The sequence below is a fragment of the Reichenbachiella sp. 5M10 genome (assembly GCF_002742335.1).
GTDB lineage: Bacteria > Bacteroidota > Bacteroidia > Cytophagales > Cyclobacteriaceae > Reichenbachiella.
Genome location: NZ_MDGR01000007.1, coordinates 1,762,995 through 1,788,366, shown reverse-complemented (window position 1 = coordinate 1,788,366; position 25,372 = coordinate 1,762,995). Strand labels below are relative to the sequence as shown.

The following is a 25,372-nucleotide window of genomic DNA, read 5'->3' as shown; positions in this document are numbered from 1 at the left end:
GTAGTATTTACTACACCTTTATATCATTTCTATAGCTAATAGTCCTTGCTGTCCGGCATAATTTCTTGCACTACTGTAAAGATAATCGGAAGGGCATTCAACACATCCTGCTCTTACTGGATTGTCATGAATATAATCAATTCGACTGTTCCATTTGTCATTGCTATTCATCTCTATGGCATGAGAGACTCTTGAGAAACAATGTGTAAGGATCAATCCTTTTTTACGATATAATATTGAGCTTATCTAGCTGTCCCTAATCTCATACACCAGATCAACACACTATGTAAAAACATCAATGTACAACCCTTTTTCAATACAGTACAAAAAATAAAAGCTGTCTCGACACATGGTATCAAGACAGCTTTTACACTAATGACTTACTTACCAGTAAGAATTATCTCCACTTGTAAAGCCTTTCAGATTTTTCTACTTCACCAGTGGCTTCATTGATCAATTCGATGAAATACATCCCTCTTGGTGCGTAAGAAAGACTAAATGGGTGACAAGAATACCCACTAGGCACGTCCAACTTTTCATTTTTGATGATTTCCCCAGATTGATTCCTCAACACTACGTTCATGACAAAAGGTTTGTTGGCCTCCATAAATATGGAGAAGTATCTCAAGAAAGGGTTGGGCCCTATGAATACCTTGTCGACATAGGGCAAATCCTCTACATCGCACGCACCTAGAGACGCCCCCTTTTCCAAGAGATACGTCACGGCATGCTCCGACACACAAAGACTACGTCCTCTCCAGCAAAGTTCGACTTTCTCATCGTACCTTCCACAAGCGACGTCCGTCACTAGTACCTCTACACTGTCCGAGACTACTTGCCCCCTACCGTCTGTCACTGACACCCAATAGGTCATAGACTCTTGTGGAGCAATCGAAAGTTCCTCAACGGTCTCTCCTGTATTCCACAGGTAGGTATAGGGTGCCATACCCCCTTCTACAGCTACAGTCATCCTACTCTGTGATAGGGGCTCATACCCATAGTATAGATCTATCGCTGAGGTCTCCAGTGTCAACTGCATGGGCTCGACAAAATCAAAACGTACAGAGACTGGCAAGTGATCAGAAGTCGTATTGGCATAATTCTCAACCAATTGAAAAGGAATGAAAGTATTTTCTGATCCTGAAATCACATCTCCAAACAACCCGTCCGAGAGGGTGATATGATCGATCATGTTGTCTGCAAACAAGTAAGACCTCAACCCAGCTGTACTCAAACTACTCGTCGCTACAGCATAGGTCGTATCATTGACTAATGCAGCATAAGTCGACGGCCCTCCCCCGATGGACTCGTCCACATCATCGTTGTAGTCTCCTAGCAAGATGACATTTTGGTCTGCGTACGCGGCATCCAATGTATCCTTGAGCACTCCAAGATCATATGTTTTTCTTGCTTGATCATTGGCTGATGCCCCAGATTTCGCATGAATATTGACTAGGGTCACCTCTTTGGTCACTCCTGACACCGTCACTTCGGCAGTCATCATGTACGGCAATCGACCACTTGACCAAAAGGACTGTGCTCCACTCGACCCTGGATGATCATCCAAGTCTGTGATCTGTCCCGTGCGTGCGGCAGTATAAAAATCCTCAAAAACTACACGCTCGGACAACAGCCTAACACTCGTCGTATCGTAGATGAAGCACAATTTCTGAACAGGAAAGGGGTCGCTAGGATTCGGTGCTTCGAACGAATACGAATACACTTGAGAACATACAAATGCATGATGAGGCAATACCGACACCACCGAGTCCAACAGAGCTTCTTCGGACACTTCCTGCACTGCAACGATATCCGCATGGAGATTTTCCAGTACGGCGATAGCATTTTCTTTTTGCAACGAAACATCTGACGGACCATATCCTGTGATCTCCGTCCCGAAAAACTCCATGTTCCAAGTAGTGACGTCAAAGGTGTTTTCGAATGGAACTTCTGAGCCTCCAGGGGTGAACTCCATAGCACCTGGCATATCCGCTACATATCTTGGCAAAAGCTGCAACACCGTCTGATAGCGTCCCAACACGCCCGTCACAGTGCCTGTATCTCCTGGCACCAACCGTCCTACCAAATCCACGTCTGCATCGATGCGCAATTCGGCAGTAGCCGTACCATCCGAGATAGCATAGTTAGAATTGGGATACAACAACCCTGTCGGCGAATCAAAGGAAACTCCCTCGATGGTAATCAACTGCCCTTCGACAGTCGACAAATCCGCCAAGGACACTACTGTGGGGTCAACCTCTTCATGCCCTACCCATACGACGGTATCGACATTTACCAACTGAATCTGGTTGCTAAACGATCCTAGCTCCGCAGTGATCCAAAGTTGATCTCCTATAGTATACAATCCATCGTCATGCACCTGATAATCAAAGATGGCAATACCTGCTGTAGAATCCTGTGCATAGGCTGGTCCTCCCAATTGGTCCGTAGCTGTCAAGGTCACCTTCACTACAACCTCCGTCCCAACACTCAAGCCTCTGGCTTGTGCCACAGTCACTGTATCAGACAGCACCGGTGGCTCGACGATCACACCGCCAAAACTCTGCCCTGCATTGACTGCACCTTGGGTCTGAGCGACGGGCGTTGACCATTCAAAATCAGCACTTTCGCTCCCGGCTCCTATCAATTGCAACGAAAACCCAACAGGTGTACTGCTAGTCTCCGTGACTCCTATATCCGTACTCATCATGCCATCTGCTGGACCGCCTACGGCTACAAATGCCCCCTCGTAGCTCAAAAACTCCCATACGTGACCTTCATCGTCCACCAATGCCACTCCATCAGGTGATCCATTTTGTATACCGCCAATCGCAAAACCCAAAGTTCCATATCCATTGTCTTGGTTGGGCAACACTCCAGAAAGTGCAGCCGTATGGTAGACTGCTCCACCATTGCCATTGTACAGCACCAGTGACCAGCCACTCAGGTCCGTTCCCGCGGTGCCTGCCACTTCGATTGCCTCGTCCACATCGCTACTCGCATTGTCATAGTGGATTTCGTTGACAAACACGATTGGATCAGGAGAGACAAAAGTTTGCCCTGTATTGACCGTATCGTAGGTCGCTGCAGCTGCTTCGGCCCATACAAAGTCTGAAGACACAGACCCCACTCCAGTCAATTGCAACGAGAACCCCTCTGGTGTACTGCTAGTCTCTGCGACGACCACATCGGTACTTAGGATACCATCTGCTGCACCGCCTACAGCAGTGAATGCTCCTTCGTAGCTCAAAAACTCCAGCACATTGCCCTCTGGATCAATCAAGGCTACTCCATCGGGAGATCCATTTTGCAATCCTGCAACTGGGAAAAATAATGTACCATACCCCGCTTGCTGATCGGCAAATACACCTGAAAGGTTTTGTGAGCCGTAGCTCGACCCTCCATTCCCATTGTAGAGCGTAAGGATATAACCTGTCAAATCCAGCCCAGCTGTCCCGGCCAGTTCTACTCCTTCACCTGAATCTGCCCCCGCATTGTCATAGTGTATTTCATTGATAAATACCGTCCCAGAAGTCACTACGACGACAGTATCTACTGGCTCTTGACCTGTCGTGTCGGTCACTCCGCCAAAACTTTGCCCCACATTGATCTGGTCGTACGAACGGTCACCAGCGACCCAAGTAAAATCCGTATAAAGAGCACCCTCACCCGTCAACTGCAAAGAAACCCCCACAGGAGTCGTACTCGTCTGGCTCACACCGATATCGGTACTCGTCATACCATCAGCCACTCCACCCACTGCGGAGAAAGTCCCTTCATAGCTCAAAAACTGAAGTACCGTGCTACCGTCATATAGTGCGACTCCATCGGGTGCCCCGTTCTGTAAGCCAGTCATGGCAAAAAAGGCCGTCCCCATGCCGTTGGACTGATCCGACAATACTCCAGTAAGATTGACTGTAGCATATGGAGTTCCTCCATTTCCATTGTAAGCGATCAAGGAATAACCTGTCAGGTTGGTCCCTGCTGGTCCGACGATTTCTACGCCTTCATCCGCATCTGCTCCGGTATTGTCGTAGTGAATCTCGTTGATGAATACCTGCTGACTCCATGCAGCCACGGATAACATCAAGGATAAATAAGTAAGGATAAGTTTTTTCATGTTGTAATTAGATGGTTATGAATTCATTGAAGCATAAAGATAAACCGCTATCTCCTAACTATCCATGACCCCTATATTACCATATGGTAAACTTGAGAAAACACACCAATTCACCCCGCCTTTCGATGGGTGAAACAATGCTCTTATACCATTTTGATTGATTAAAAGTATTTTGCTCCGAGTATCAATACCAATGACTAATCCCTACCATAGTACCGAGATAGCGCCTACTACCGAGGTATCGGTTTTTATTGAACTCATCGTACTGTAGCGCATTGGAGTCGACCGAGCTGATACGGACTTGTTGCGAAGAGTGGATAAATGTACTATCCCCCATCCACAATCCCACATGCGTGACGCGCTGACGCGTACTATCTGTTGCTGCTCTACCAAAGAAGAGCAAGTCTCCCTTTTCCAACCCTTCGAAAGTCAAGTTAGGATCTACAACTGTCCCTGCGTGCACTTGCTGTGAAGCATCTCTCGGTATGATATAGCCATTCATCAAGTAAGCCATCTTGGTGAATCCCGAGCAATCCATTCCTTTTGTAGAAGTCCCTCCCCACAGATAGGGAGAACCGAGCAGACTCTGAGCGTATGCTACGACCAGTTCCCCCGAAGGCACTACGGACTCACGCCACGTCCTAAAGTCCGCCACCTCATCTATCGGCACATAGCCTATGCGTCGATCTGGAAACTGCACTTCAACCATGCCATCCACAGTACCTCGTCGGACCAAACAATCTCCCAGAACCAAATCTGACAAGACTGTAGTCCCTTGAGTGTCTCCGTAAGCATTGCCATAGTTGCGCAGGTAGACCACTTTTGGGCTCTTACTCCACTTGAGTTGCTCCGATCCAGTCATGAGTTGTACACCACCATGATCTACCCACGAGATATAGCCGTCGGGAGATTGCACGAGATACCATTCCTCTAGTCTTTGTAGGACTTTGAGTGTCATACCGAGCAGTGCCTGTGTAGCTAGCTCTGCAGAATGCCGATGCTCCGAACGGATGTTGCAGACGGAGTTATTGACTACTGCATACCTCATATCTCCTACGCTACTATCTGGCAGAACCGTCACCTGATTGACTACCGTCTCGCCCGCATCGTGGAGCTTGGATAGCAGTACTTGCAGAGCCTCCTGTTGATCAGTCACCCCACTTAGTAGGAGCTGTTTTCCGTCTTGTTTCAGTTCTACATCAAACCATGCCACACGCTTGTCAGGGGCATAGATAGCTTGGATACTGTCTTTGACTTGCGTCCAATGAATCATCGATTCAGGTGGCTCTACACAGCCATCTAGCAGTCCAACAGTCAAGATAATGAGCACACATATCGCTCCGAGAGATTGTAATTTCATAGTCGCTAATCTAATGAATAAGGTGAAACTTTCCTCTCATCTGAATATCTAGACAAAACATTGGTTTCGACACGGCAGGTTCTTAGTTTTGCCCAAATTTTTAAAACACAGAGAACCGTGCAAAAACCATCAATCCCGAGAGGTACCCGAGATTTCGGACCAGAGCAAATGGTCAAAAGAAATTACATATTCAACACCATTAAATCGGTGTATCAAAAATATGGTTTCGCCCAACTGGAAACCCCTACTATGGAAAACCTATCGGTGTTGACGGGCAAGTACGGGGATGAAGGAGACCAATTGCTCTTCAAAGTACTCAACTCAGGAGACTACCTTTCCAAAACCTCCGAGGAAGACTATGCTGCAGGCAGCAAGATTTTCTTGCCCAAAGTATCCGAAAAGGGTCTACGCTACGACCTCACTGTACCATTTGCTCGATATGTCGTGATGCATCGCAACGAGATCTCGTTTCCCTTCAAACGCTTTCAGATCCAACCCGTCTGGCGTGCAGACCGACCGCAGAAAGGGCGCTACCGTGAGTTCTACCAGTGTGATGCTGATGTAGTAGGCACGGACTCTTTGCTTTGCGAAGCGGAGATTATCTTGATGATCAATGACGTGTTCCAAGCTTTACAGCTGGAAGACTTTACAATAAAATTCAACAACCGAAAAGTACTCACAGGGATCACAGAGGTAATTGGTGCTCCTGGACAGGAAACGACATTTTGTGTGGCCATTGACAAACTTGATAAAATCGGAAAGGAAAAAGTAATCGAAGAACTGGTCAACAATGGTTTTTCAAAAGAGAACCTGCAACAGCTCGACCCCATATTTGACGAAAACAAGAGCATCACTGCAGCCCTAGACTTCCTGAAGACATTTTTCGCACAATGCGAGATAGGTCAAAAAGGAATCGAAGAGATCGAGCAGATCCTCGCCTACCTCCAAGCTTATCAAATTGAAAACGATCATTTAGAACTCGACTTGACCTTAGCGAGAGGACTCTCTTATTATACTGGTGCAATCTTCGAAGTGAAGGCCAATGGTGTCAAAATCGGTAGCATCTGTGGTGGTGGCCGCTACGACAATCTCACGGGTGTATTTGGCCTTCCAGATGTATCTGGAGTAGGCATATCTTTCGGCGTGGACCGAATCTACGACGTGCTCGACGAACTCAACCTCTATCCAGAAGCCAACGCCTCGGCGCTCCAAGTCATGATTACCAATTTTGGACCGGACGAAATGGTCGTAGGTATCCAACTCATGCAGGCTCTCCGAGAGGCGGGTATCAATAGCGAACTTTATCCTGATGCAGCCAAGATGAAGAAGCAAATGAGCTACGCCAACAACAACAAGGTGCCTTATGTAGTCGTCATTGGCGAAGACGAAATCAAATCGAAAAGCTTCACTCTCAAAAACATGGAAAGTGGCGAACAAGAGACCCTCAAAATAGATGAAGTTATTTCTAAAATCAAGAATAGTCACTAGATTGACGCTTGATCAAACAAGTCCAATCGCTTGAATCATTTGCAGCACTTCAAATCGCCACTACTATTGACCCTACTCTGCAGCTTGCCTCTATGGACAAGTGCTCAATACAGCAGTGTGCAAGGGCGTTTTGAAGTCGATTATATCAAAGGATGTACTGGCTGGCAAGTCAATGTCACACTCAACGACCCCAGTGGAGAATTCGAAGAACCTCGGTTTTGGTACACGGGATTTGACGCGGGCCTACTACCCGAGTCAGACCTATTTCACACCTACGACACTCCAGGACAGTATTACATAGCACTGCTGATCAACAACGACGATGGCATCTATGAGAACAATCAGCTTGACTCTGTACGGGTAGAGGTCGTCGAGCCTCACGAACCGAGTTTCATCATACGCAACTGTGACAACCATGTCGTGCGTGTCGAAATCAACGACGACTACTACGACCAATACGAGGTACACTTCACGTCTACCGATTCAGAAATCGTAGCACCCAACACTACGAGTAGCGAGTACGACTATGGAGTACAAGGCGACTACCGCATCGATGTGCAAGGTCAGTTTACAGATGCAGCACCCAACTGCACCATCATCAATCGAGGATTCACTACCATAGACGAGATTGTCCCCCCTGTGATCACTTCGGTAGAAACGACGCTGAATTCCCCTCAAAATGGCCATATCCAAATGGGGCACACATTGGGAGACAACTCTATCTATCAGCTCCTCTCTTCTGAGAAAAACACCAACGACTTTGATAGCATGAGGAGCGTGTCTGGAGCCGACACCTTCATCGAGCAACTCAACACCTACAGCAGCTACAGCTGCTACCGGATTGATACCTATGACGCCTGCAACAGTATCATCATTCCTTCCAACACGATGTGTTCGGTACAATTCAGCGTCGAGTCCAGCGACAGTGGCAACCTACTGACTTGGGACACTGACTCGACACAAGCCAGCAGCTACAATGTAATCAGAAACAATAGCCTACTCACCAAAATCACAGATACAACTGTCAAAAACTACGTTGACACTGCGGTCATATGTAAAAACGAATACATCTACAACATCCAAGCGGTCTATTCCCAAGGGTCCGCTTTGGCATTGGATACAGCTGTTATTGCTTCGCAATCCGGTGCGCTTCCTGCCATTCTTAGCTACCCTTCATCGAGTATTGACCTCAACGATGAAGTCCTACTCAACTGGTCAGCTCCAGACCCTGGGGAGATCCCGTTTCGACGCTACATCATAGAAAAAAACATCAACAACCGTTCGTGGCATCATGTAGACGCTACCGAAGACACCACTTATACAGACACGGACTTGGACACCTACACGGTGCCCTCCTACCGTATCTCATATGACGATGATTGTGGCAACAAAGCCTCCCCTTCCCCCTTGACTACTCCCATCATTTTGACGCAAGTCTCTTCTAGAGGAAAAATAGTCACCTATCGGTGGAACAAGTACGAAACCTGGACCGAAGGCATTCGCAATTACACACTGGAGAGAGTAGACTCAGCAGGCAACGTGATCGATGAATATCCCGTACTGAGTGGTCGTGAAAAGGACGTAGAGTTTGAGATCAATGATCTAGATGATAAATACATCCGAGTACGCGCCGAGTCATTGGACGAAGAGGCGCAAATCAGCTACTCCAACTTGGTAATAACACGACTCCAGACGGTTATGTTTCTACCCAATGCTTTCACACCAGACGGAGACAACCGCAATGACCTATTCATTGCGAAGGGACCTGCGGTGTTCAACTTCAAAATGGAAATTTACAACCGCTGGGGAGACCGTATTTTCCAAACGGACGACCTGATCAACGGATGGGATGGACAATACAGAGGTGAAAAAGCTCCAGAAGCCACCTATATTTACAAGATTTTTTTCGAGGATGGTGCTGGTAAAAAATACGACCAATCGGGCACCTTTCTTCTGATGAGACACTAAAAAACACTGTGCTTATGTTTGACATGATGAAAATGATGGGAAAGGTCAAAGAAATGCAAGCCAAAATGAAAGAGGCTCAAGCTGAACTGGCCCAAATTGAAATAGAAGGAGAATCTGGAGCTGGACTAGTCAAAGCACTCGTCAATGGTCAAAAGAAACTACTCAAAATGGATATTGATGAATCACTCGTCAATACAGCAGACAAGGAAGTCTTGCAAGATCTCATCGTCGCTGCAGTCAACAAAGCCACCGAAGAAGCAGACATACAAGCCAAAGAGTACATGCAAAAACATACCGAAGGTTTGATGCCTAACATCCCTGGGTTTGACCTTGGCAATATGTTCAATGCCTAAAACGGCAGTCGTCATACTCAACTACAATGGGGTAGGATTTCTCAAGCAGTTTCTCCCAGGAGTCATCGCCCTCAGTCCGGACGCAGATGTCATCGTCGCTGACAATGGCTCGACGGATGGCTCTCTTGATTATCTTCGACGGGCACACCCAGAGCTGCGACTCATTGTATTTGATCAAAACTACGGCTTCACGGGAGGTTACAACAGAGCCATTGATCAAATCGATCACGAATACACCGTACTGCTCAACTCCGACATAGAAGTCACTCCACACTGGATTACACCTATTGTGGAATTTTTAGACGAACATCCAGAGGTAGCCGCCTGCCAACCTAAAATCAAAGCCTACTATGAGAAAGACAAGTTTGAATATGCCGGAGCTGCAGGAGGGTTTATTGATGCACTGGCCTACCCTTATTGTCGCGGCAGGATCTTCGATACACTGGAATCAGATACCGGCCAATACGACACAATACAGCCTATTTTCTGGGCTACTGGCGCCTGCTTGTTTATCCGAACTGCAGACTACCAAGCAGTAGGAGGACTAGACGAAGACTTCTTTGCGCACATGGAAGAAATAGATCTTTGCTGGAGGCTGCAACTGCAAGACAAGCTAGTCTACTGCCTACCCGAGAGTACCGTATACCATGTTGGCGGAGGAACCCTCTCCAAAATCAATCCTCAAAAGACCTACCTCAACTTCCGTAATAATCTCTCGATGATTTTCAAAAATGAAAGCCGGATCAACCTGATCTGGAAGCTCCCTCTTCGCATGAGCTTGGACTGGATATCCGCATTGAAATTCTGGAAAGATGAGTCATTTGCCCATTGCTTGGCTATACTACGTGCGCACAAGGATTTTGTCCTATTGCTACCTCAAAACACCAAGAAACGCAGAAAACCCACTCACAGAGCTAACCCCAAAATGACACAAAACACCGTCAAGAGCATCCTCTTTCACTACTTCATCAAAAAGCAAAAACACTTCTCGGACCTGCCCTAAAAGGCACAAAAAAAGGTGAGACATTCATCTCACCTTCATGATTTTTATACTCAGCTTACATGCGACTACACTCCTTCGGCTTCAATCAAAACATCTTCGAGTTCGTCAATAGCAGGCTCAAGGAACTCAACTAAAGAATCTGAAGTCCCGTCACTATAAACTACAAATACATCTACTTCACCGCCAGTAGTAATGACCAATTCCAAATCACCAACCAATCCACCATCATAGTACAGCTGTACATCGATGTAGTCGTTGATGTCTTCGTCTGTTGAGGCATTGATCCCTTCGGTATCCACAGTTCCCGTTATTTCCATATCGCCATAGCCTACTCCTCCTGACACCTTAGTAGCGACAAATTTTGACTCAGTTTCGTAATCCACCGTCAAATCCACATAAGTTAACACATCACTGTCCTTCTTGATACGGATGGCTACACTCGACTGCTTAGCTTTCGAATCATCCAGCGAAATCACATACGTAAATGGCTTGAGGTATAAGTCCAAATCCAATTTTGACGCCTCACCATCAGCAGTATAAGTTGCAGAAAATTTCACCGTTGCGATAGTTTCACTATCCACCTTGAGTGCTGCATCAACTTCAGTCAAACCCATCTCCACTTCTTGCCAATCGTAAAGAAAGAAGCTCGCATTGTTGGTCGTTGCTCCTTTGGCAGGGAATCTCAACTCTACATACTCTACCTCTTCTTCAGAAAGTACAAAATCACCGATCTGCTCGTTCCACTCATATACTCCATAATTCTCGGCCAAAACAAAATCATCTTCATCAGCATCTTCAGTCAATAATCTAGCTTTTGGAGAAAAAGCACCTGCAACACGTCGCATGTCACGCCCCAACTTCCTCACCTGAACGGCTTGTTCTCCATCGACCATCAGGCTCATACCATCCAATTCTACAAAATCGAGCATTTCCAACACGCCTTGTACGCCTTCCGACTCCACCATCTCTACCAAGTCTGTCTCGATATCCTGAGACATATTTCTTACAGCTTCCTTCCCCTCTTCTGGTGACCATTCTCCTACTGTTTCTTCCTCTTTACAAGAAGCCAATCCTATACAGACAGCTAACATTGATAGCAAAAATTTCTTCATCGTTTTTTTCATAATTAAAGGTTGATTAGTAATTCTACATTTTTAACAAACACTCCATACAGAGCGCTATTTTTCATACCTATTATTAACTACCTATCCATTTTGATATTGCCCTCTATTCGGTAATTATTTATAGGACAAATGCATATATTTGCCCAGCATTACCCAAATCAAACACTAATATTATACATATGAAATTTAAACCAGGGGTACTCACAGGAGACGAAGTTACCGAATTATTAAAGTATGCAAATGAGAACAAATTTGCATTACCAGCTGCCAATGTAATTGGTAGCAGTTCAATCAATGCAGTATTGGAAACCGCTAGAGACCTAGAGTCTCCAGTGATGGTACAGTTCTCAAATGGAGGCGCTGCCTTCAACGCAGGAAAAGGATTGTCAAACGACGGCCAAAAAGCAGCTATCGCAGGTGCTGTAGCCGGTGCTCACCACGTCCACATGATGGCTGAAGCATACGGTGTGACTGTCATTTTGAATACCGATCACTGTGCAAAAAAATTATTGCCATGGATCGATGGTATGTTGGACGCAGGTGAAGCTTTTTATGAAAGAACAGGAAAGTCACTTTTCAGTTCTCACATGATCGATTTGTCTGAAGAATCTATTGAAGAGAACATCGAGACCTGTAAGAAATACCTAGAGAGAATGTCTAAAATGGGCATGACACTAGAAATCGAACTAGGCATCACTGGTGGTGAAGAAGATGGAGTGGACAACTCCGACGTAGATGAGTCAAAGCTCTACACTCAACCTGAAGAAGTCGCATACGCATACGAAGAATTGAGTAAAGTAAGTGACAAATTCACCATAGCGGCTGCATTTGGTAATGTCCATGGTGTATACAAACCAGGCAATGTAAAGTTGACTCCTAAAATCTTGAAAAACTCTCAAGACTTCATTCAAAAGAAATACGGAACAGGTGAAAACCCTGTAAACTTCGTATTCCATGGTGGATCAGGTTCTTCAAGAGAAGAAATCAGAGAAGCGATCTCTTACGGTGCAATCAAAATGAACATCGACACAGATCTACAGTGGGCTTATTGGGATGGTATTAGAAAATACTACGAAAACAAGAAAGACTACTTGCAAGGACAAATTGGCAACCCTGAAGGTGCTGACGCTCCTAACAAGAAGGCGTACGACCCAAGAGTATGGACTAGGGCTGCTGAACAGTCATTGGTAGCTAGACTCAAGGATGCTTTCGAAGACTTGAACAATGTAGGTACGAACAAATAAATCAACCTACTCAAATCATACTAAAGGGACTATCTGTGTCCCTTTTTTTATGCCCTGTTTTTTTTGCAAATACTGTTGCATCGCATTTTTTGATCAGCTCATTTTTCACTAACATTGATCTCTCTAAACACACTCCCAAAATCAGCTGACATGAAAAACATTACAGTAATCGGAGCAGGCACAATGGGCAATGGAATAGCTCATGTATTTGCCCAAAACGGATTCAAAGTCACACTAGTAGACCTATCTACGGAGGCCATTCAAAAAGGACTTTCTACCATCGAGAAGAATTTGGATCGACTACTGACCAAAGAAAAAATCACAGAAGCCACCAAGGACACTACACTTACAAACATAAGCACATCGACAGACCTCATCACTGGTATAAAAGAAGCAGATCTCATCGTAGAGGCTGCTACAGAACATGAGGCTGTTAAGCTTGAACTGTTCAAAAAAATCGATGCAGCAGCTCCAAGCTCGGCCATACTCGCTACCAACACCTCGTCCATATCAATCACCAAGATTGCCGCAGCTACCCATAGACCCGCACAAGTCATTGGGATGCACTTCATGAACCCCGTGCCCATCATGCAGCTCATAGAGGTCATCCGTGGATACAATACTTCCAACGAAACCACAGCGACCATCATGACGCTCTCACGACAAATCGGAAAATCCCCAGTAGAGGTCAACGACTATCCTGGTTTTGTCGCCAATCGTATCTTGATGCCAATGATCAACGAAGCGATCATTTCCCTGCACGAAGGAGTAGCTGGGGTGACAGAGATCGATACAGTCATGAAACTCGGCATGGCTCATCCCATGGGGCCACTTCAATTGGCGGACTTCATTGGTCTTGACGTATGCCTATCTATCTTACAAGTACTACATCATGGTTTTGGTCAACCCAAATATGCTCCCTGCCCGTTGCTCATCAATATGGTGACGGCTGGTAGACTCGGCGCAAAAACAGGAGAAGGGTTCTACACGTATGTTCCTGGCTCAAAAGAATTGAACGTATCTCCAAGATTTACTAAATAACATGGCGCAGGCAAAAAAGAAAAGTACGGCAAAATCTAAAAAAGGTGGTTCGCAAGGTAACCAACCATTGACTATATTGATCATACTCACGGTAGTAGGTGGAGGGATCTTTGGACTCAAATACGTATCTGACACTGCCGATTTCGAACCGATCACATTCCAGTGGGAAACGAGCGACTCCTACTTTAAGAATGAAGAAAACAACAAACCTGTAGCAACTTCCCCTAAGGCAACATCACCCGAATCTATCCCTAAGACTCCCTCTACGCCCCCTCCTATCTCCAATCCTACCAACGAGGAGCGTATGATAGAAACCGTCGAAACCAATGAGGACCTACCCACTTATACAAACGACGACCAATACTACTTCTCCAAGAGTTTTGATTTCGCATGGCCCAAATACGACCAAGGAGATCAAATCATCGAACACGAATACTACACCCTCAAATACAATGAAAAGACGGAGCAAGCGGACTGGGTAGCCTACTCGCTGACAGCCGATCATCTCAAAAACGCTAAATTCAAGCGCAAAGATGACTTCAGAGCAGATCCTGCAGTACAAAGCAAATCTGCTCACCCCAACGACTACAAAGGCAGTGGATACGACCGAGGACATCTCGCTCCTGCAGCAGATTTCACTTGGGACGAACAGGCACTTAGCGAAACCTTTTTCATGAGCAACATGAGTCCACAAGCACCGGGATTTAATCGGGGCATATGGAAAAAACTAGAAGAAAAAGTGCGGGATTGGGCCATGGACAACAACCAAGTATTCGTCGTAACAGGACCTATATACACCCATTACAATCAGAAGATAGGAAGTAACAAAGTAGTCATCCCTCAAGGGTACTACAAAGTCATCCTAGAACTCGACGGTGATGAAGTAAAAGCCATTGCTTTTGCACTAAGCAACGAAAAATCAAACATGGAACTATATGAGTTTGCCAAATCAGTTGATGAGCTTGAGCGAGAAACCGGAATGGATTTCTTCCCAGCTATGCCTGACGATTTAGAAAACAAGATTGAGAGCTATTATAACTACTCCGATTGGTAAGTACTGCGATCAATTGCAGTACTTTTTGATCGCAGCTTCTGCTTCCTTGATCCCCAAGTTTTTCGCTTGTTTGAAATCCTGACAAGCACCTGTCTTTTTATCCTCTTGCATCTTGAGAGCCCCTCGGTACAAATATGCTTCTCCATACTGCTTGTTGAGATTGATCGCGTTGTTATAAGCCGCTTTGGCCTTAGGGAAATCACCCATGTGGTGACTCGCACGGGCTACCCAAAAGAACCCCTCAGCCATATCATCTTTGACCTTGATCGCTGACTCTGCATAAAACAACGATTGGTCGAATTTTTCTGCTCGATAATAGTACTTAGACAAACTCAACATCGCCGAAGTATTCTTCTTGTCCAGTTCCAGTACTTGATTAAAGTCAGCCAAAGCTTTATCATACTCCTTCAACTCTTCGTAAGATCTACCTCTGTTGTACAGTGACTTGACATGTGTTGGGTGCAGTTCCAAATATTCGTCATAAGCCTTTACAGCACTTTTATATTCTTTCGACGCATATAGCGAGTCGCCTTTTGTTCTATCCTCAGTCTCACAAGCCAGCATACTTACTGCCGCGAGTACTACCCATAATATATTCTTCATTGTATAAATTTTGCGGCAAAACTAAGTGCTTTTGCCATAGTTTCCCCATTACTTGTCGATGATCTACTTATTTAGTTGACAATGGTGGCTCGGATTGTGACCACCTGTGTAGAATTGACCGGATCATTGGTATAGAGATAAACAGTTTTGTTTTGCGTACCTCTACGGTTTGACGTGTCAAAAGTCATCTTTAGCGTAGTTGTCTTCCCCGGCTTCAAATCATAATCTGCCAGCTCAGCGACCAAACAGGCACAGTTCGATTCCACTTTTCTAAAATTGAGTTTTGAATTTCCGCTATTCATCAAGGCGAACTCTGCTGTGACCGTTTGTCCTTGCGTGATACGCCCTACATTTTGCAGTTTGTCACTAATCAATAGTGCCGGAGCTTGGCCTTTTTCTTCATCTGTCAGTGGAGCAAAATACTCACGCACCGAAGCACGTACATCTAAATTTTTCCTCTCCATTTCCGTTTCATCCGTATAGATTGTTATTCCATAATTGATTGAGCCCAAATCGTTCTTCGCAGGCGTGTAGGTAACTGTCATTTCCCCCTTCTGCTTTGGGGCCAATTGCTTGGGATCGACGCTTACGACGATCGATGTAGGCCCATCATACTCATCAGTAAAAGTCAAGCTATCCTCTCCAGCGTTGTAAACCTCCATCGTCATAGATTTAGCTTTCTCATTAGTCATTCGACCAAAACTCACACTTTTGCTCTTGATACGGAGTGCTCCAATCTGTAGTGGGAGTTCTTCCTCAACTGTTTTGACACGAGGGATCACCGTCCCTTTGATGTAAGCATATGCCACCCCTCCTTCACCATTATTCATGATACGCAGCGACTTACTAAATGAGCCTGGACGATTTCTTGGGTTATACTGTGCACGTATATACCCTGTCTCACCAGGCAATACGGGAATCTTTGTCCAATCAGGGGTCGTACAGCCACATGAAGCCTTGACAGTCGATATCAACAAGGGGGCATCTCCGATATTGGTAAAAATGAATTCGTGCAAAATGGGCCCATCTTCTTCCTGAACTGTACCAAAATCATGGGTAGTCTCTTGGAGTTCCATCTTGGCTTGAGCCAATAGCTGATTTGGGACAATACACCCTAGAATAAAGCCTATAATTAATGTACTATTCTTGAATCGATTTGATAATTCCATGGTCAAAACTAAGGATATTTTTTCTTTCCTCTAATTCAACGGATTTTTTTGAATGTGTTTTCATGATAAGCATTATTGCGTTTATTTTACACTTACTTAAACGCTTCATAAATTATCATAGGCTATTTCGGCCGACCAATTAAAATAGATGGCAAGAGTACTCACAGGAATACAAAGTTCAGGTCGTCCACACTTGGGCAATATATTGGGAGCCATATTACCGGCGATCCAACTGACAGAAAAAGAAAATCAAGAATCACTACTTTTCATTGCGGATTTGCACTCTTTGACGACCATCAAAGATGGAACGGTTCGAAAAGAAAACACACGTGCTGTAGCTGCAGCATGGCTAGCTTTCGGACTTGACACAAGCAAATCCATATTTTATAGACAATCGAAGGTCCCTGAAGTATGTGAGCTCTCTTGGTACTTGAGTTGTCTCACGCCATTTCCTATGCTAGCCAATGCGCACTCTTTCAAAGACAAGTCCGACAAATTATCAGATGTAAATGCCGGACTCTTCACCTATCCAGTATTGATGACTGCCGACATCCTCATATATGACGCAGAAATCGTACCTGTAGGCAAAGATCAAAAGCAACACTTAGAAATGGCGCGCGATATTGCCAATAGTTTTAATAGACAGTATGGTGAAACCTTCGTAGTACCTGAGTCACGAATTGACGAAAATCTCAAGACCATCCCAGGGACAGACGGTCAGAAAATGAGCAAATCCTACGGCAACACGATTGACATCTTTTTGCCTACCAAGCAACTCAAAAAGAGTGTCATGTCGATAGTCACAGACAGCTTGCCACTAGAGTCACCCAAAGACCCTGAGACTTGCAATGTATTCAAGCTTTACGAAATCATCGCCAGCCCAGAACAAACAGAAGCACTTAGAGCCCATTACCTCGCAGGCAACTTTGGCTATGGTCATGCCAAAACAGCACTACTTGATCTCATATTGGAAAAATACCAAAAAGAACGAGAACTGTTTAACTACTATATGGAAAATGACGCTGAACTTGAGCAAAAGCTCAAAGAAGGTGAAGATAAGGCACGAGCAATCGCCTCAAAAGTATTGCAGAGAACTAAAGAAAAAATGGGATTTTGATCCAATACACATGGAAGCATACATACAAGAATCAATCGACAAGTGGCTCAACGGTAGCATAGATCAAGCAGACAAACAAACCATTGAAAACATGATCTCCTCTGGTGAGGAAACTGAACTCATCGACTCGTTCTACAAAGAACTAGAGTTTGGTACGGGAGGACTCAGAGGCATCATGGGATTAGGTAGCAACCGCATGAACAAATACACCATCGGTGTAGCTACACAAGGTCTTGCCAATTATCTCAAAAAGGAGTTTTCAGGTGAAGATATCTCTGTAGCCATTGCTCATGACAGCAGAAACAACAGTGACTTTTTTGCTCAAACAACCGCTTCCGTATTTTCGGCAAACGGTATCAAAGTATATTTATTTGAAAGTCTCAGACCTACTCCTGAACTCTCTTTTGCGATACGTGAGCTCGGGTGCAAAAGCGGTGTAGTCTTGACTGCTTCACACAACCCCAAAGAATACAACGGATACAAAGCATATTGGGAAGATGGTGCGCAAATGATCGCTCCACACGACACCAACGTAATCGATGAAGTGCGCAAAATCAAAGGGTTTGATGAGGTAAACTTCCAAGAAAACCCTGCACTCATTGAGACCATCGGTCAAGAAATAGACAACAAGTACCTCGACATGTTGGAAGCACTAAGTCTATCCCCTGATGCGATCCGAAATCAATCTGATCTCTCCATCGTATTTTCTCCCATACATGGTACAGGAATCACCCTTGTCCCCAATATATTGGAAAGACTTGGCTTCAAAAATGTAACCATTGTCAAGGAACAAGCAGAGCCTAATGGCAATTTCCCAACAGTCGTTTACCCCAATCCCGAAGAACAAGAAGCCATGAGTATCGCCCTCAGCACTGCAGAGTCTATCGATGCAGATCTCGTCATGGCCACCGACCCAGATGCTGACCGTGTAGGCATAGCAGTCAAAAACAAGCAAGGTAAATTCGAACTTCTCAATGGCAACCAAACAGGTTCATTGTTGATCTACTACTTATGCACCAAGTGGAAAGAAAACAAAAAACTCAACGGCAAACAATTCATTGTCAAAACGATCGTCACCACAGAGCTCATCAAAGACATCGCTACTCACTTTGACATAGAGAGTTATGACACACTGACTGGCTTCAAATTCATTGCTGGTTTGATCCGTGAGTTCGAAGGAAAAAAAGAATTCATAGGAGGAGGAGAAGAGAGCTACGGCTACCTCATAGGCGACAAGGTTAGAGACAAAGATGCCATCGCTTCGTGTGCGATGATTGCTGAGATGGCAGCTTGGGCCAAGGACCAGGGCAAGAGCGTCATGGAACTTCTAGAAGAAATTTACAGTGAGTTTGGCATGTACTGGGAATCTCTATCTTCTTTGACCAAAAAAGGAAAGTCAGGAGCTGAGGAAATCCAAAAAATGATGAGTGATGCTAGAACCAATGCCCCATCACAACTGGGTGGCTCGAAGGTAACCACTCTACTCGACTACCAAAGTGGAGAGGCAACCGACTTGACGACAGGTTCTAAAACTACCATGAATTATCCAAAATCAAACGTTTTGCAATTCTTGACAGAAGATGGCACCAAAGTCTCCCTACGACCATCAGGTACCGAACCAAAAATCAAATTTTACTTCAGTGTAAAATCGGATGCAGGATCATCTGACAAGATTGAAACGCAAAAAGAAATCTTGAATAAAAAAATCGCTGTAATCAAAACAGAGCTGGGCTTAGCATAGCCCAATTCTGTTTTTAACAACATACACAAACCTGTTAACAATCATATTTACTCACCAAACGTAGGCATGTCATAGAACATTAAATATATTTAATTGAACTATAACAATAATTACATTTCAAGCTCTATGGTCCCTCACAAAATCTCTCAATAATTCATATTATTGCAAAAAAGTATTCTAAATATATTTATATTTCGAGTCTGATTAGGGAACCATCCAAACACTAAATAGCATTAAATGATCTGGGAATCAATACTAATAATCATCGGTTTTGTCATTCTTATTAAAGGCGCCGATTTCTTAGTTAATGGAGCCTCTTCTCTCGCCAAAAGATACAACGTTTCGGATATTGCCATCGGTCTCACCGTCGTAGCGATGGGAACGTCAGCTCCAGAATTGGTAGTCAATATCATTTCAGGTTCGGGAGGTCACAACGACGTAGTATTTGGCAATATTATCGGATCCAACATATTCAATATGTTTTTGATTCTGGGAATTTCCAGCGTCATCTACCCGCTTACAGTTCAAAAAAATGCCCTGTGGAAAGAAGTCCCATATTCGCTTTTGGCTACTGTGGTGTTTTTTGTTTTGGTCAATGATCAGCTGTTCTGGGGCAAAGAAACCAATGAAGCTAGCCTGTTTGATGGATTGATTTTACTTGGGATGTTTTGCATCTTTCTTTACTATGTTTTTATCAACATGCAAAGAACTGGAGATACAAATGGTGACATGGAAGAAGTCGAGATGCATGGTACGCTCAAGACTGCTTTGATGATTATCGGTGGTATTGCAGGCCTAGTTTTTGGTGGTAAGTTCATTGTAGAAAATTCTATCCTCATCGCTCAAGAATTCGGCATCAGTGAAAAAGTAATTGGCCTAACAATCCTAGCTGCGGGCACCTCTCTTCCTGAACTAGCTACTACAGCTGTCGCAGCTTTTCACAAGAAATCGGACCTGGCTGTAGGCAACATTGTCGGTTCTAACATCTTTAACTTACTGCTTGTCCTAGGAGCAACTGCGGCATTGAACTCCCCTCTACAGTTCGATACTGATCTCAACATTGACTTGTATGTCATCATGATTGGTACATTTATGCTGTTCCTTTTCATGTTTACCCTCAAAAAATACAAACTCGACCGTGCAGAGGGGGCTATTTATTTGTTAGGATTTGTAGCCTACATGGTCTTTTTGTACTTCACAAGAATGTCCTAAGTTAACATAGCTTAACAACTTTTAACACCTCATTAACAACATAGCGTTGGTTTATGCTCTACTTTGCTTGGAGGATTTAAATACTCACAGGCAACGATCACTACATTGGAAGCATTAGACTATCAAAATCATGACTATAAACATTCAACGCAATTGGATGAGGCAGAACTTGTAACCAGATGCAAGGCATTTGATGCCACAGCTCAAAAGCTACTTTATGAAAAGTATGCAGAAAAAATGTATGGGCTATGTTTCAGATATCTTGCTACAGAAGACGAAGCTGAAGACACTGTCACAGAAGGGTTTGTTAAGATTTTTGCCAAATTTAATTCATTTGAATACCGAGGAAAAGGAAGCCTCGAAGGTTGGATGAAAAGAATCATGGTCAATGAATCTTTGATGCTACTCAGAAAGAGAAGACAGAGTTTTGTAGAAATTAGTCAAAGCGATGCTAAGATGAAATTTTCTAATAATGTAGATCAGAAACTGATCGAAGAAGATATCATTGAGGAAATAAAGAAATTACCGAAAGGATACAGAACAGTTTTCAACCTGTATGCGATTGAGGGCTACAGTCACAAGGAAATCGGAGAAAAATTGGGAATCAGTGAAAACACATCGAAATCTCAACTCAGCAAAGCGAGAGCATCCTTGATCAAGTCACTCGTACGCATTGGTGCTATTTAAACCAGCAACACACCATGAAACAACGTAACAAGAACAGCAAAAACATCAACCTAATAGACCGGGTTTGCCTGAGTGCAAGCCAAGTTGCTGATCAGCTATCGTTGAATCCAACAAAAAAAGGTCAACTTTGGGAGAGTATTTCCTCCAAGCTAGGAGAAATGGACAAACGAATCATGACATGGCTGTTCGCCATGGCAACTTCAGTTTCACTACTTATAGCTGGTAGCATGAATTTCATTCAAATAGAAATCCCATTTCAAAACAAACACGATATGGTGATGGAAGGCAAGATCGCGCATACCCACACTATCACCCCTCCCCAACCAAAGGCTCCAATGAAAGTAGTCGTATTGGAAAAAATTACTCCTAAGGAAATCGAAACCATTCAAGCTACAGCTTGGGAAGATGAGTCTCTCACCATACAACGACAAATACCAAATACCCCAGGACAAGCAAAAAGCAGTGAAGAAACCACTGGGAATCCCCCTTTCTTTCCTTCAAAACCTGAATTATTTGGTTCCCTCCTGTTCAATCAAAATGGATTGTCTCCAGAGCTAGGTATCAGCTTACCAATTTTGAAGATTGACCAAATAGACAGAGTACATACTTTCAAAGCAGGCATATCTACTCAAATCACCTATACCAACTCTTCGTCCAATGAAGTAGAGCAAATTGGGTCTGGATATATAACTCCTGTACCTAGTGTATTTGCTAATTTGGAGTATGAAAGCCAAAAGAAGTCTGGAGGGTACGGCTGGAATGCTAGAATAGGCTACAAGCTAAATCAAGATAGCAGTGGGGTATATCAAGCCAACACGATGAAAGCAACCATACAGAAGAGTATCAACCCTCACATTAAAATTGGTCCTGAGGTTATCTTTACTCACAATTTCCGGAAAATTTATCCTGGGATTGCCCTCGTTGTAAGCTAGGCAAATTGAAACTTGAGATACTTAATATCTTCTCCTTTGTCATAAAAGAGTTGTTCATACTTGGTCTTGACACCAAAGTGCTCATCCATAAACTCTGATTCATACAAATTGTGCGTATGGCTTAAATTTTTCACTTTGATTTGTCCTGTCTCAATCAATTCTAGGGTATAATCAAACAAGGGCGTATTGTCTGTTTTGAACTTTAACCAACCATCCTTGGCAATCAGTTTTTTGTACATCTCCATGAATCTCGGTGCTGTCAAACGACGCTTTTCGTCTTTATCCTTAGGGCGAGGGTCAGGAAAAGTAATCCAAAGTTCACTCACTTCGTCTTCACCAAAGTGAGCATCTATTTGTTCTATTTGAGTACGCAAAAAAGCAATATTATCCAAATTATGAGCAATAGCATAACTACTCCCCACCCAAATACGAGAACCTTTTATATCTACTCCCACAAAGTTCTTGTCGGGAAATTTCTCTCCAAGCCCTGTCGTATACTCTCCTCTCCCACAGCCTAACTCCACTACCAAATCATGCTCGTTTTGAAAATGCTCTGACCGCCATTTTCCAGCCATTTTCCCAAATTTCTCTTTGCCATTTTCTACGATATTGAATCGCACAGCATTGTCAGCAAACCGCTCTAATTTCTTTCTTCCCAATTTATAAATCCTTTATTTCTGCAACTACGAAAGTACTTCCCCCTACAAACACCACATCATTCTCCCTTGCTTCGTCCAAGGCAGCAGCGTACGCGTCACTCACCGAAGCATACTTACCTCCTCTTAATCCATATTTATCCGCGATTGTTTTCAATCCATCTACAGACAATGCCCTAGGGATTTGTGCTGCGCAAAAGTAATACCTAGCATCCTTTAATAACAACTGGAAGACACTATCTACGGATTTATCTGCAGCCATCCCCCAAACAATGTGTACTTTCTTCCCTATTCGAGCCAATCGCTGCATCAACTCGGAAACAGCCTCTTCATTGTGTCCAATATCACAAATAACCTCCGGAGACTCTCTCAACGTCTGCCACCGACCTTTCAGGCCTGTATTCGTCACGACGCGATTGATCCCTTGTACCAGTTGTTCTTTCGAAACCTGAAAGCCTTTTTCTTTCAATGATCGAACACCACGTATGACCACAGGGACATTTTTCACCAATGAATTTCCTCCCAATTCTGATTCAATAGAATATTGCTCATTGGAATCTAAATCTATCAAACTCAATACGCCATCCTCAAATTTTGCTTCTGAAAAAGCATGCGACAGAACCAAAGGAGCTCCTAGTTCCTCCGCTCTAGCCTGCATTACTGAAAACGCCTCAGGAGAAAGTTTACCCAAAACCACCGGTGTATCACTCTTAATGATTCCGGCCTTCTCCCTGGCTATGTTTTCAATACCATGCCCCAAAATGTCCTCATGATCCAAAGCAATCGAAGTAATCACCGACAATACACTATCGACAATATTGGTAGAGTCCAACCTCCCCCCAAGCCCTGTCTCTATCACCGCCACATCTACTTGTTGCATTCGAAAATACTCGAACGCCATGATCACTGTTATTTCAAAGAAGGATGGTTGAACATCCAGCATCAATTGTTTAGTACGCTCAACAAAAGGAACTAGAAAATCTGAATCCATTAGTTCTCCATTTACTCGAATCCTCTCTCTAAAATCCTTGAGATGTGGAGAAGTGTACAAGCCCACCTTATATCCAGCCTCTTGCAACACGGATGCATACATATGCGCTGTAGAACCTTTGCCATTGGTCCCTGCGATATGAATCGATTTGAACGAACGTTCTGGATTGGAAAGTGCCTTTGCCAAAGCAATGGTATTTGACAAGTCTGCTTTCATAGCGGCCTTTCCAATACGCTGAAAAATAGGCAACTGCGAATACAGAAAGTCCAATGCTTCCTGATATGTCATAAACTAACTACTTGGAGGTAATGATGAATGTAATACGCCCCGTCGATGTAGAGGCCGTTGATCGATTGTCAGAAGTCTTACTAAAAGTCAACTCCATAACCGCATCCCTGTACACACGCTCGACCACAGGGGACACTGTTTTTTCTACCGTACGAATATTGATAATCTCTCCTTCTCCATCTACTTTGATCTCAAATACGATGTATCCCTCTTCTGTGGAATTGTCATCGGGCTGCGGCTTAAAGTCCCACGCCCAACCACTCAAGTCTAGGCTAGCCCCTTTATTGCCACTACCACTACCTGCATCTGTTTTTTTGAATATCGCACGGTTATCAATCTTTGGTTCACTAGCAGTCGTCTTGGTCTCAGTTTCCTTTGCTTCCGTCTCCTTGTTTTCGTTGACTTCTGGTTTCTCTACTTTTTTGATTTCCTTCTTCTCAACTACTTTCTCTTCCACTTTTTCAACCACATCAGGGCTATTGACATCTTCTGTGGTTACCGTCTCCTCTACGACTTCACTTTGGCTAGTCACCTCGGGTTCAACAGGAGTTTCTTGGGTAGGAGCTTCACTTGCCTCAGTCACCTCCTCTGCTTCTTCCACCTCTTTCACTTCCTCTACGTCTGCTAATTCCTCAGCTTTCACAGGGTCTTCTGACTTAGCATCACTGATGATTTCATTGCCCATATTGAACTCAATCCCATACTCAGGTATCGGCGGATCTGGTTCGGTCCAGGCCATCATGAAAAAGAACATCAAGAACAACACTGCGTGAATACCCACACTGATGTAGACCCCCGTAATCCTATTTTTCTTTTCCTTCAGCTCCATACTAATCTGGCTTAGTCGCCAACGAAATTTTTGCTTCCAACTTTGTAGCAATACTTGCTACATTGACCAAATGCTCAACTGGCACTGATTTGTCACAGTGCAGCACGACTACTCCTTCCTCTTCCGTCAATTCACTCTTGAGTGACTGTTCGAGGTTCTCGAGACTCACTTTGTTGTCATTGACATAGTATTGCAAATCTGGCGTAATCGTCACGCTGACCTTCTGCATTACGATATTCGAACTCTTGCTCGTAGGCAAGTTGACCGGAAGACCAGATGGAGTAATAAACGAAGAGGTCAACATGAAGAATATCAACAACAAGAATATAACATCCGTCATCGACGACATTGAAAAGGACGCCTCTACCTTGTGCTTGCTTTTAATATCCATA

21 protein-coding genes are annotated in these 25,372 nt (G+C 44.1%); 12 read left to right on the top strand and 9 right to left on the bottom strand.

Annotated features, from left to right (window positions below; genetic code table 11):
• Positions 1-397: 397 nt before the first annotated feature.
• Together BFP72_RS07160 and BFP72_RS07155 are read right to left on the bottom strand one after the other, a co-directional pair.
• The gene (locus tag BFP72_RS07160; protein WP_143519973.1) at positions 398-4,120 is read right to left on the bottom strand and encodes a DUF5689 domain-containing protein; all 3,723 of its coding nucleotides are present in this window, start codon (positions 4,118-4,120) and stop codon (positions 398-400) included.
• Positions 4,121-4,304: 184 nt separating this feature from the next.
• Positions 4,305-5,480 carry a C40 family peptidase gene (locus tag BFP72_RS07155; protein ID WP_099598480.1) on the bottom strand — a complete coding sequence of 392 codons (1,176 nt, stop codon included), beginning with the start codon at positions 5,478-5,480 and terminating at the stop codon, positions 4,305-4,307.
• A gap of 117 nt (positions 5,481-5,597) precedes the next feature.
• Here BFP72_RS07155 and hisS point away from each other — a divergent pair, with 117 nt between their 5' ends.
• From hisS to BFP72_RS07135, 4 genes are read left to right on the top strand one after another with little or no spacing between them, the layout of a single operon-like run.
• Entirely contained in the window at positions 5,598-6,968 is a 1,371-nt protein-coding gene (gene hisS / locus BFP72_RS07150) for a histidine--tRNA ligase (RefSeq protein WP_099598479.1), read from the top strand.
• Between the two features lie 30 nt (positions 6,969-6,998).
• Entirely contained in the window at positions 6,999-8,936 is a 1,938-nt protein-coding gene (locus tag BFP72_RS07145; RefSeq protein ID WP_099598478.1) for a gliding motility-associated C-terminal domain-containing protein, read from the top strand.
• Positions 8,937-8,950: 14 nt separating this feature from the next.
• Positions 8,951-9,289, top strand: coding sequence for a YbaB/EbfC family nucleoid-associated protein (locus tag BFP72_RS07140; protein ID WP_099598477.1), 339 nt, complete (start codon positions 8,951-8,953; stop codon positions 9,287-9,289).
• Positions 9,282-10,292 (top strand): glycosyltransferase family 2 protein, encoded by a 1,011-nt coding sequence (locus BFP72_RS07135; protein ID WP_099598476.1) that lies wholly within the window; start codon positions 9,282-9,284, stop codon positions 10,290-10,292. The genes BFP72_RS07140 and BFP72_RS07135 overlap by 8 nt, the downstream gene beginning before the upstream one ends.
• A 65-nt stretch (positions 10,293-10,357) precedes the next feature.
• Here BFP72_RS07135 and BFP72_RS07130 read toward each other — a convergent pair whose 3' ends face one another.
• Complete coding sequence (locus BFP72_RS07130) at positions 10,358-11,416, bottom strand: hypothetical protein (protein WP_099598475.1); 1,059 nt, start codon at positions 11,414-11,416, stop codon at positions 10,358-10,360.
• 179 nt (positions 11,417-11,595) lie between these two features.
• Here BFP72_RS07130 and fbaA point away from each other — a divergent pair, with 179 nt between their 5' ends.
• The 3 genes from fbaA to BFP72_RS07115 all read left to right on the top strand — a co-directional run bounded on the left by fbaA (position 11,596) and on the right by BFP72_RS07115 (position 14,755).
• Positions 11,596-12,660 (top strand): class II fructose-bisphosphate aldolase, encoded by a 1,065-nt coding sequence (gene fbaA, locus BFP72_RS07125; RefSeq protein ID WP_099598474.1) that lies wholly within the window; start codon positions 11,596-11,598, stop codon positions 12,658-12,660.
• Positions 12,661-12,810: 150 nt separating this feature from the next.
• Positions 12,811-13,701, top strand: coding sequence for a 3-hydroxybutyryl-CoA dehydrogenase (locus tag BFP72_RS07120; protein WP_099598473.1), 891 nt, complete (start codon positions 12,811-12,813; stop codon positions 13,699-13,701).
• Position 13,702: 1 nt separating this feature from the next.
• Positions 13,703-14,755, top strand: a complete 1,053-nt coding sequence (locus tag BFP72_RS07115) for a DNA/RNA non-specific endonuclease (RefSeq protein WP_221406488.1) — start codon at positions 13,703-13,705, stop codon at positions 14,753-14,755.
• 9 nt (positions 14,756-14,764) lie between these two features.
• On the opposite strand, the gene BFP72_RS07110 is transcribed toward BFP72_RS07115, so the two are convergent.
• Positions 14,765-15,358, bottom strand: coding sequence for a tetratricopeptide repeat protein (locus BFP72_RS07110; RefSeq protein WP_099598472.1), 594 nt, complete (start codon positions 15,356-15,358; stop codon positions 14,765-14,767).
• Between the two features lie 71 nt (positions 15,359-15,429).
• Entirely contained in the window at positions 15,430-16,527 is a 1,098-nt protein-coding gene (locus tag BFP72_RS07105; protein WP_099598471.1) for a DUF1573 domain-containing protein, read from the bottom strand.
• 148 nt (positions 16,528-16,675) lie between these two features.
• Here BFP72_RS07105 and trpS point away from each other — a divergent pair, with 148 nt between their 5' ends.
• From trpS to BFP72_RS07080, 5 genes are all read left to right on the top strand, one after another.
• Entirely contained in the window at positions 16,676-17,644 is a 969-nt protein-coding gene (trpS, locus tag BFP72_RS07100; protein WP_099598470.1) for a tryptophan--tRNA ligase, read from the top strand.
• Positions 17,645-17,654: 10 nt separating this feature from the next.
• Positions 17,655-19,385, top strand: a complete 1,731-nt coding sequence (locus BFP72_RS07095; RefSeq protein ID WP_099598469.1) for a phospho-sugar mutase — start codon at positions 17,655-17,657, stop codon at positions 19,383-19,385.
• A gap of 237 nt (positions 19,386-19,622) precedes the next feature.
• Positions 19,623-20,597, top strand: coding sequence for a calcium/sodium antiporter (locus BFP72_RS07090; protein ID WP_099598468.1), 975 nt, complete (start codon positions 19,623-19,625; stop codon positions 20,595-20,597).
• Positions 20,598-20,702: 105 nt separating this feature from the next.
• The gene (locus tag BFP72_RS07085) at positions 20,703-21,284 is read left to right on the top strand and encodes an RNA polymerase sigma factor (RefSeq protein WP_255397169.1); all 582 of its coding nucleotides are present in this window, start codon (positions 20,703-20,705) and stop codon (positions 21,282-21,284) included.
• A gap of 14 nt (positions 21,285-21,298) precedes the next feature.
• Positions 21,299-22,216 (top strand): hypothetical protein, encoded by a 918-nt coding sequence (locus BFP72_RS07080; RefSeq protein WP_099598467.1) that lies wholly within the window; start codon positions 21,299-21,301, stop codon positions 22,214-22,216.
• Here the strand turns inward: BFP72_RS07080 and trmB are convergent.
• Genes trmB through BFP72_RS07060 form a run of 4 tightly spaced genes read right to left on the bottom strand, consistent with a single transcriptional unit; the run spans position 22,213 to position 25,371 of the window.
• Positions 22,213-22,875: a tRNA (guanosine(46)-N7)-methyltransferase TrmB gene (trmB, locus tag BFP72_RS07075; protein WP_099598466.1), complete on the bottom strand. Its 663-nt coding sequence runs from the start codon at positions 22,873-22,875 to the stop codon at positions 22,213-22,215. The two genes, BFP72_RS07080 and trmB, sit on opposite strands and share 4 nt — an antisense overlap.
• A gap of 1 nt (position 22,876) precedes the next feature.
• A complete protein-coding gene (locus BFP72_RS07070; RefSeq protein WP_099598465.1) occupies positions 22,877-24,151 on the bottom strand; it encodes a folylpolyglutamate synthase/dihydrofolate synthase family protein in 1,275 nt (424 codons plus the stop codon).
• A 7-nt stretch (positions 24,152-24,158) separates the two neighbouring features.
• A complete protein-coding gene (locus tag BFP72_RS07065; RefSeq protein WP_099598464.1) occupies positions 24,159-24,980 on the bottom strand; it encodes a hypothetical protein in 822 nt (273 codons plus the stop codon).
• A gap of 1 nt (position 24,981) precedes the next feature.
• The gene (locus tag BFP72_RS07060; protein ID WP_099598463.1) at positions 24,982-25,371 is read right to left on the bottom strand and encodes a biopolymer transporter ExbD; all 390 of its coding nucleotides are present in this window, start codon (positions 25,369-25,371) and stop codon (positions 24,982-24,984) included.
• Between the last annotated feature and the right edge of the window lies 1 nt (position 25,372).

What these genes read in the sequence shown, in the direction of transcription:
- BFP72_RS07110 (WP_099598472.1), bottom strand. Translation starts at nt 15,358, where the DNA reads ATGAAGAATATATTATGGGTAGTACTCGCGGCAGTAAGTATGCTGGCT.
- BFP72_RS07065 (WP_099598464.1), bottom strand. Translation starts at nt 24,980, where the DNA reads ATGGAGCTGAAGGAAAAGAAAAATAGGATTACGGGGGTCTACATCAGT.
- BFP72_RS07120 (WP_099598473.1), top strand. Translation starts at nt 12,811, where the DNA reads ATGAAAAACATTACAGTAATCGGAGCAGGCACAATGGGCAATGGAATA.
- BFP72_RS07160 (WP_143519973.1), bottom strand. Translation starts at nt 4,120, where the DNA reads ATGAAAAAACTTATCCTTACTTATTTATCCTTGATGTTATCCGTGGCT.
- BFP72_RS07130 (WP_099598475.1), bottom strand. Translation starts at nt 11,416, where the DNA reads ATGAAAAAAACGATGAAGAAATTTTTGCTATCAATGTTAGCTGTCTGT.
- BFP72_RS07105 (WP_099598471.1), bottom strand. Translation starts at nt 16,527, where the DNA reads ATGGAATTATCAAATCGATTCAAGAATAGTACATTAATTATAGGCTTT.
- BFP72_RS07135 (WP_099598476.1), top strand. Translation starts at nt 9,282, where the DNA reads ATGCCTAAAACGGCAGTCGTCATACTCAACTACAATGGGGTAGGATTT.
- BFP72_RS07090 (WP_099598468.1), top strand. Translation starts at nt 19,623, where the DNA reads ATGATCTGGGAATCAATACTAATAATCATCGGTTTTGTCATTCTTATT.
- BFP72_RS07060 (WP_099598463.1), bottom strand. Translation starts at nt 25,371, where the DNA reads ATGGATATTAAAAGCAAGCACAAGGTAGAGGCGTCCTTTTCAATGTCG.
- BFP72_RS07115 (WP_221406488.1), top strand. Translation starts at nt 13,703, where the DNA reads ATGGCGCAGGCAAAAAAGAAAAGTACGGCAAAATCTAAAAAAGGTGGT.
- trpS (WP_099598470.1), top strand. Translation starts at nt 16,676, where the DNA reads ATGGCAAGAGTACTCACAGGAATACAAAGTTCAGGTCGTCCACACTTG.
- fbaA (WP_099598474.1), top strand. Translation starts at nt 11,596, where the DNA reads ATGAAATTTAAACCAGGGGTACTCACAGGAGACGAAGTTACCGAATTA.
- BFP72_RS07095 (WP_099598469.1), top strand. Translation starts at nt 17,655, where the DNA reads ATGGAAGCATACATACAAGAATCAATCGACAAGTGGCTCAACGGTAGC.
- BFP72_RS07155 (WP_099598480.1), bottom strand. Translation starts at nt 5,480, where the DNA reads ATGAAATTACAATCTCTCGGAGCGATATGTGTGCTCATTATCTTGACT.
- BFP72_RS07070 (WP_099598465.1), bottom strand. Translation starts at nt 24,151, where the DNA reads ATGACATATCAGGAAGCATTGGACTTTCTGTATTCGCAGTTGCCTATT.
- BFP72_RS07140 (WP_099598477.1), top strand. Translation starts at nt 8,951, where the DNA reads ATGTTTGACATGATGAAAATGATGGGAAAGGTCAAAGAAATGCAAGCC.
- BFP72_RS07080 (WP_099598467.1), top strand. Translation starts at nt 21,299, where the DNA reads ATGAAACAACGTAACAAGAACAGCAAAAACATCAACCTAATAGACCGG.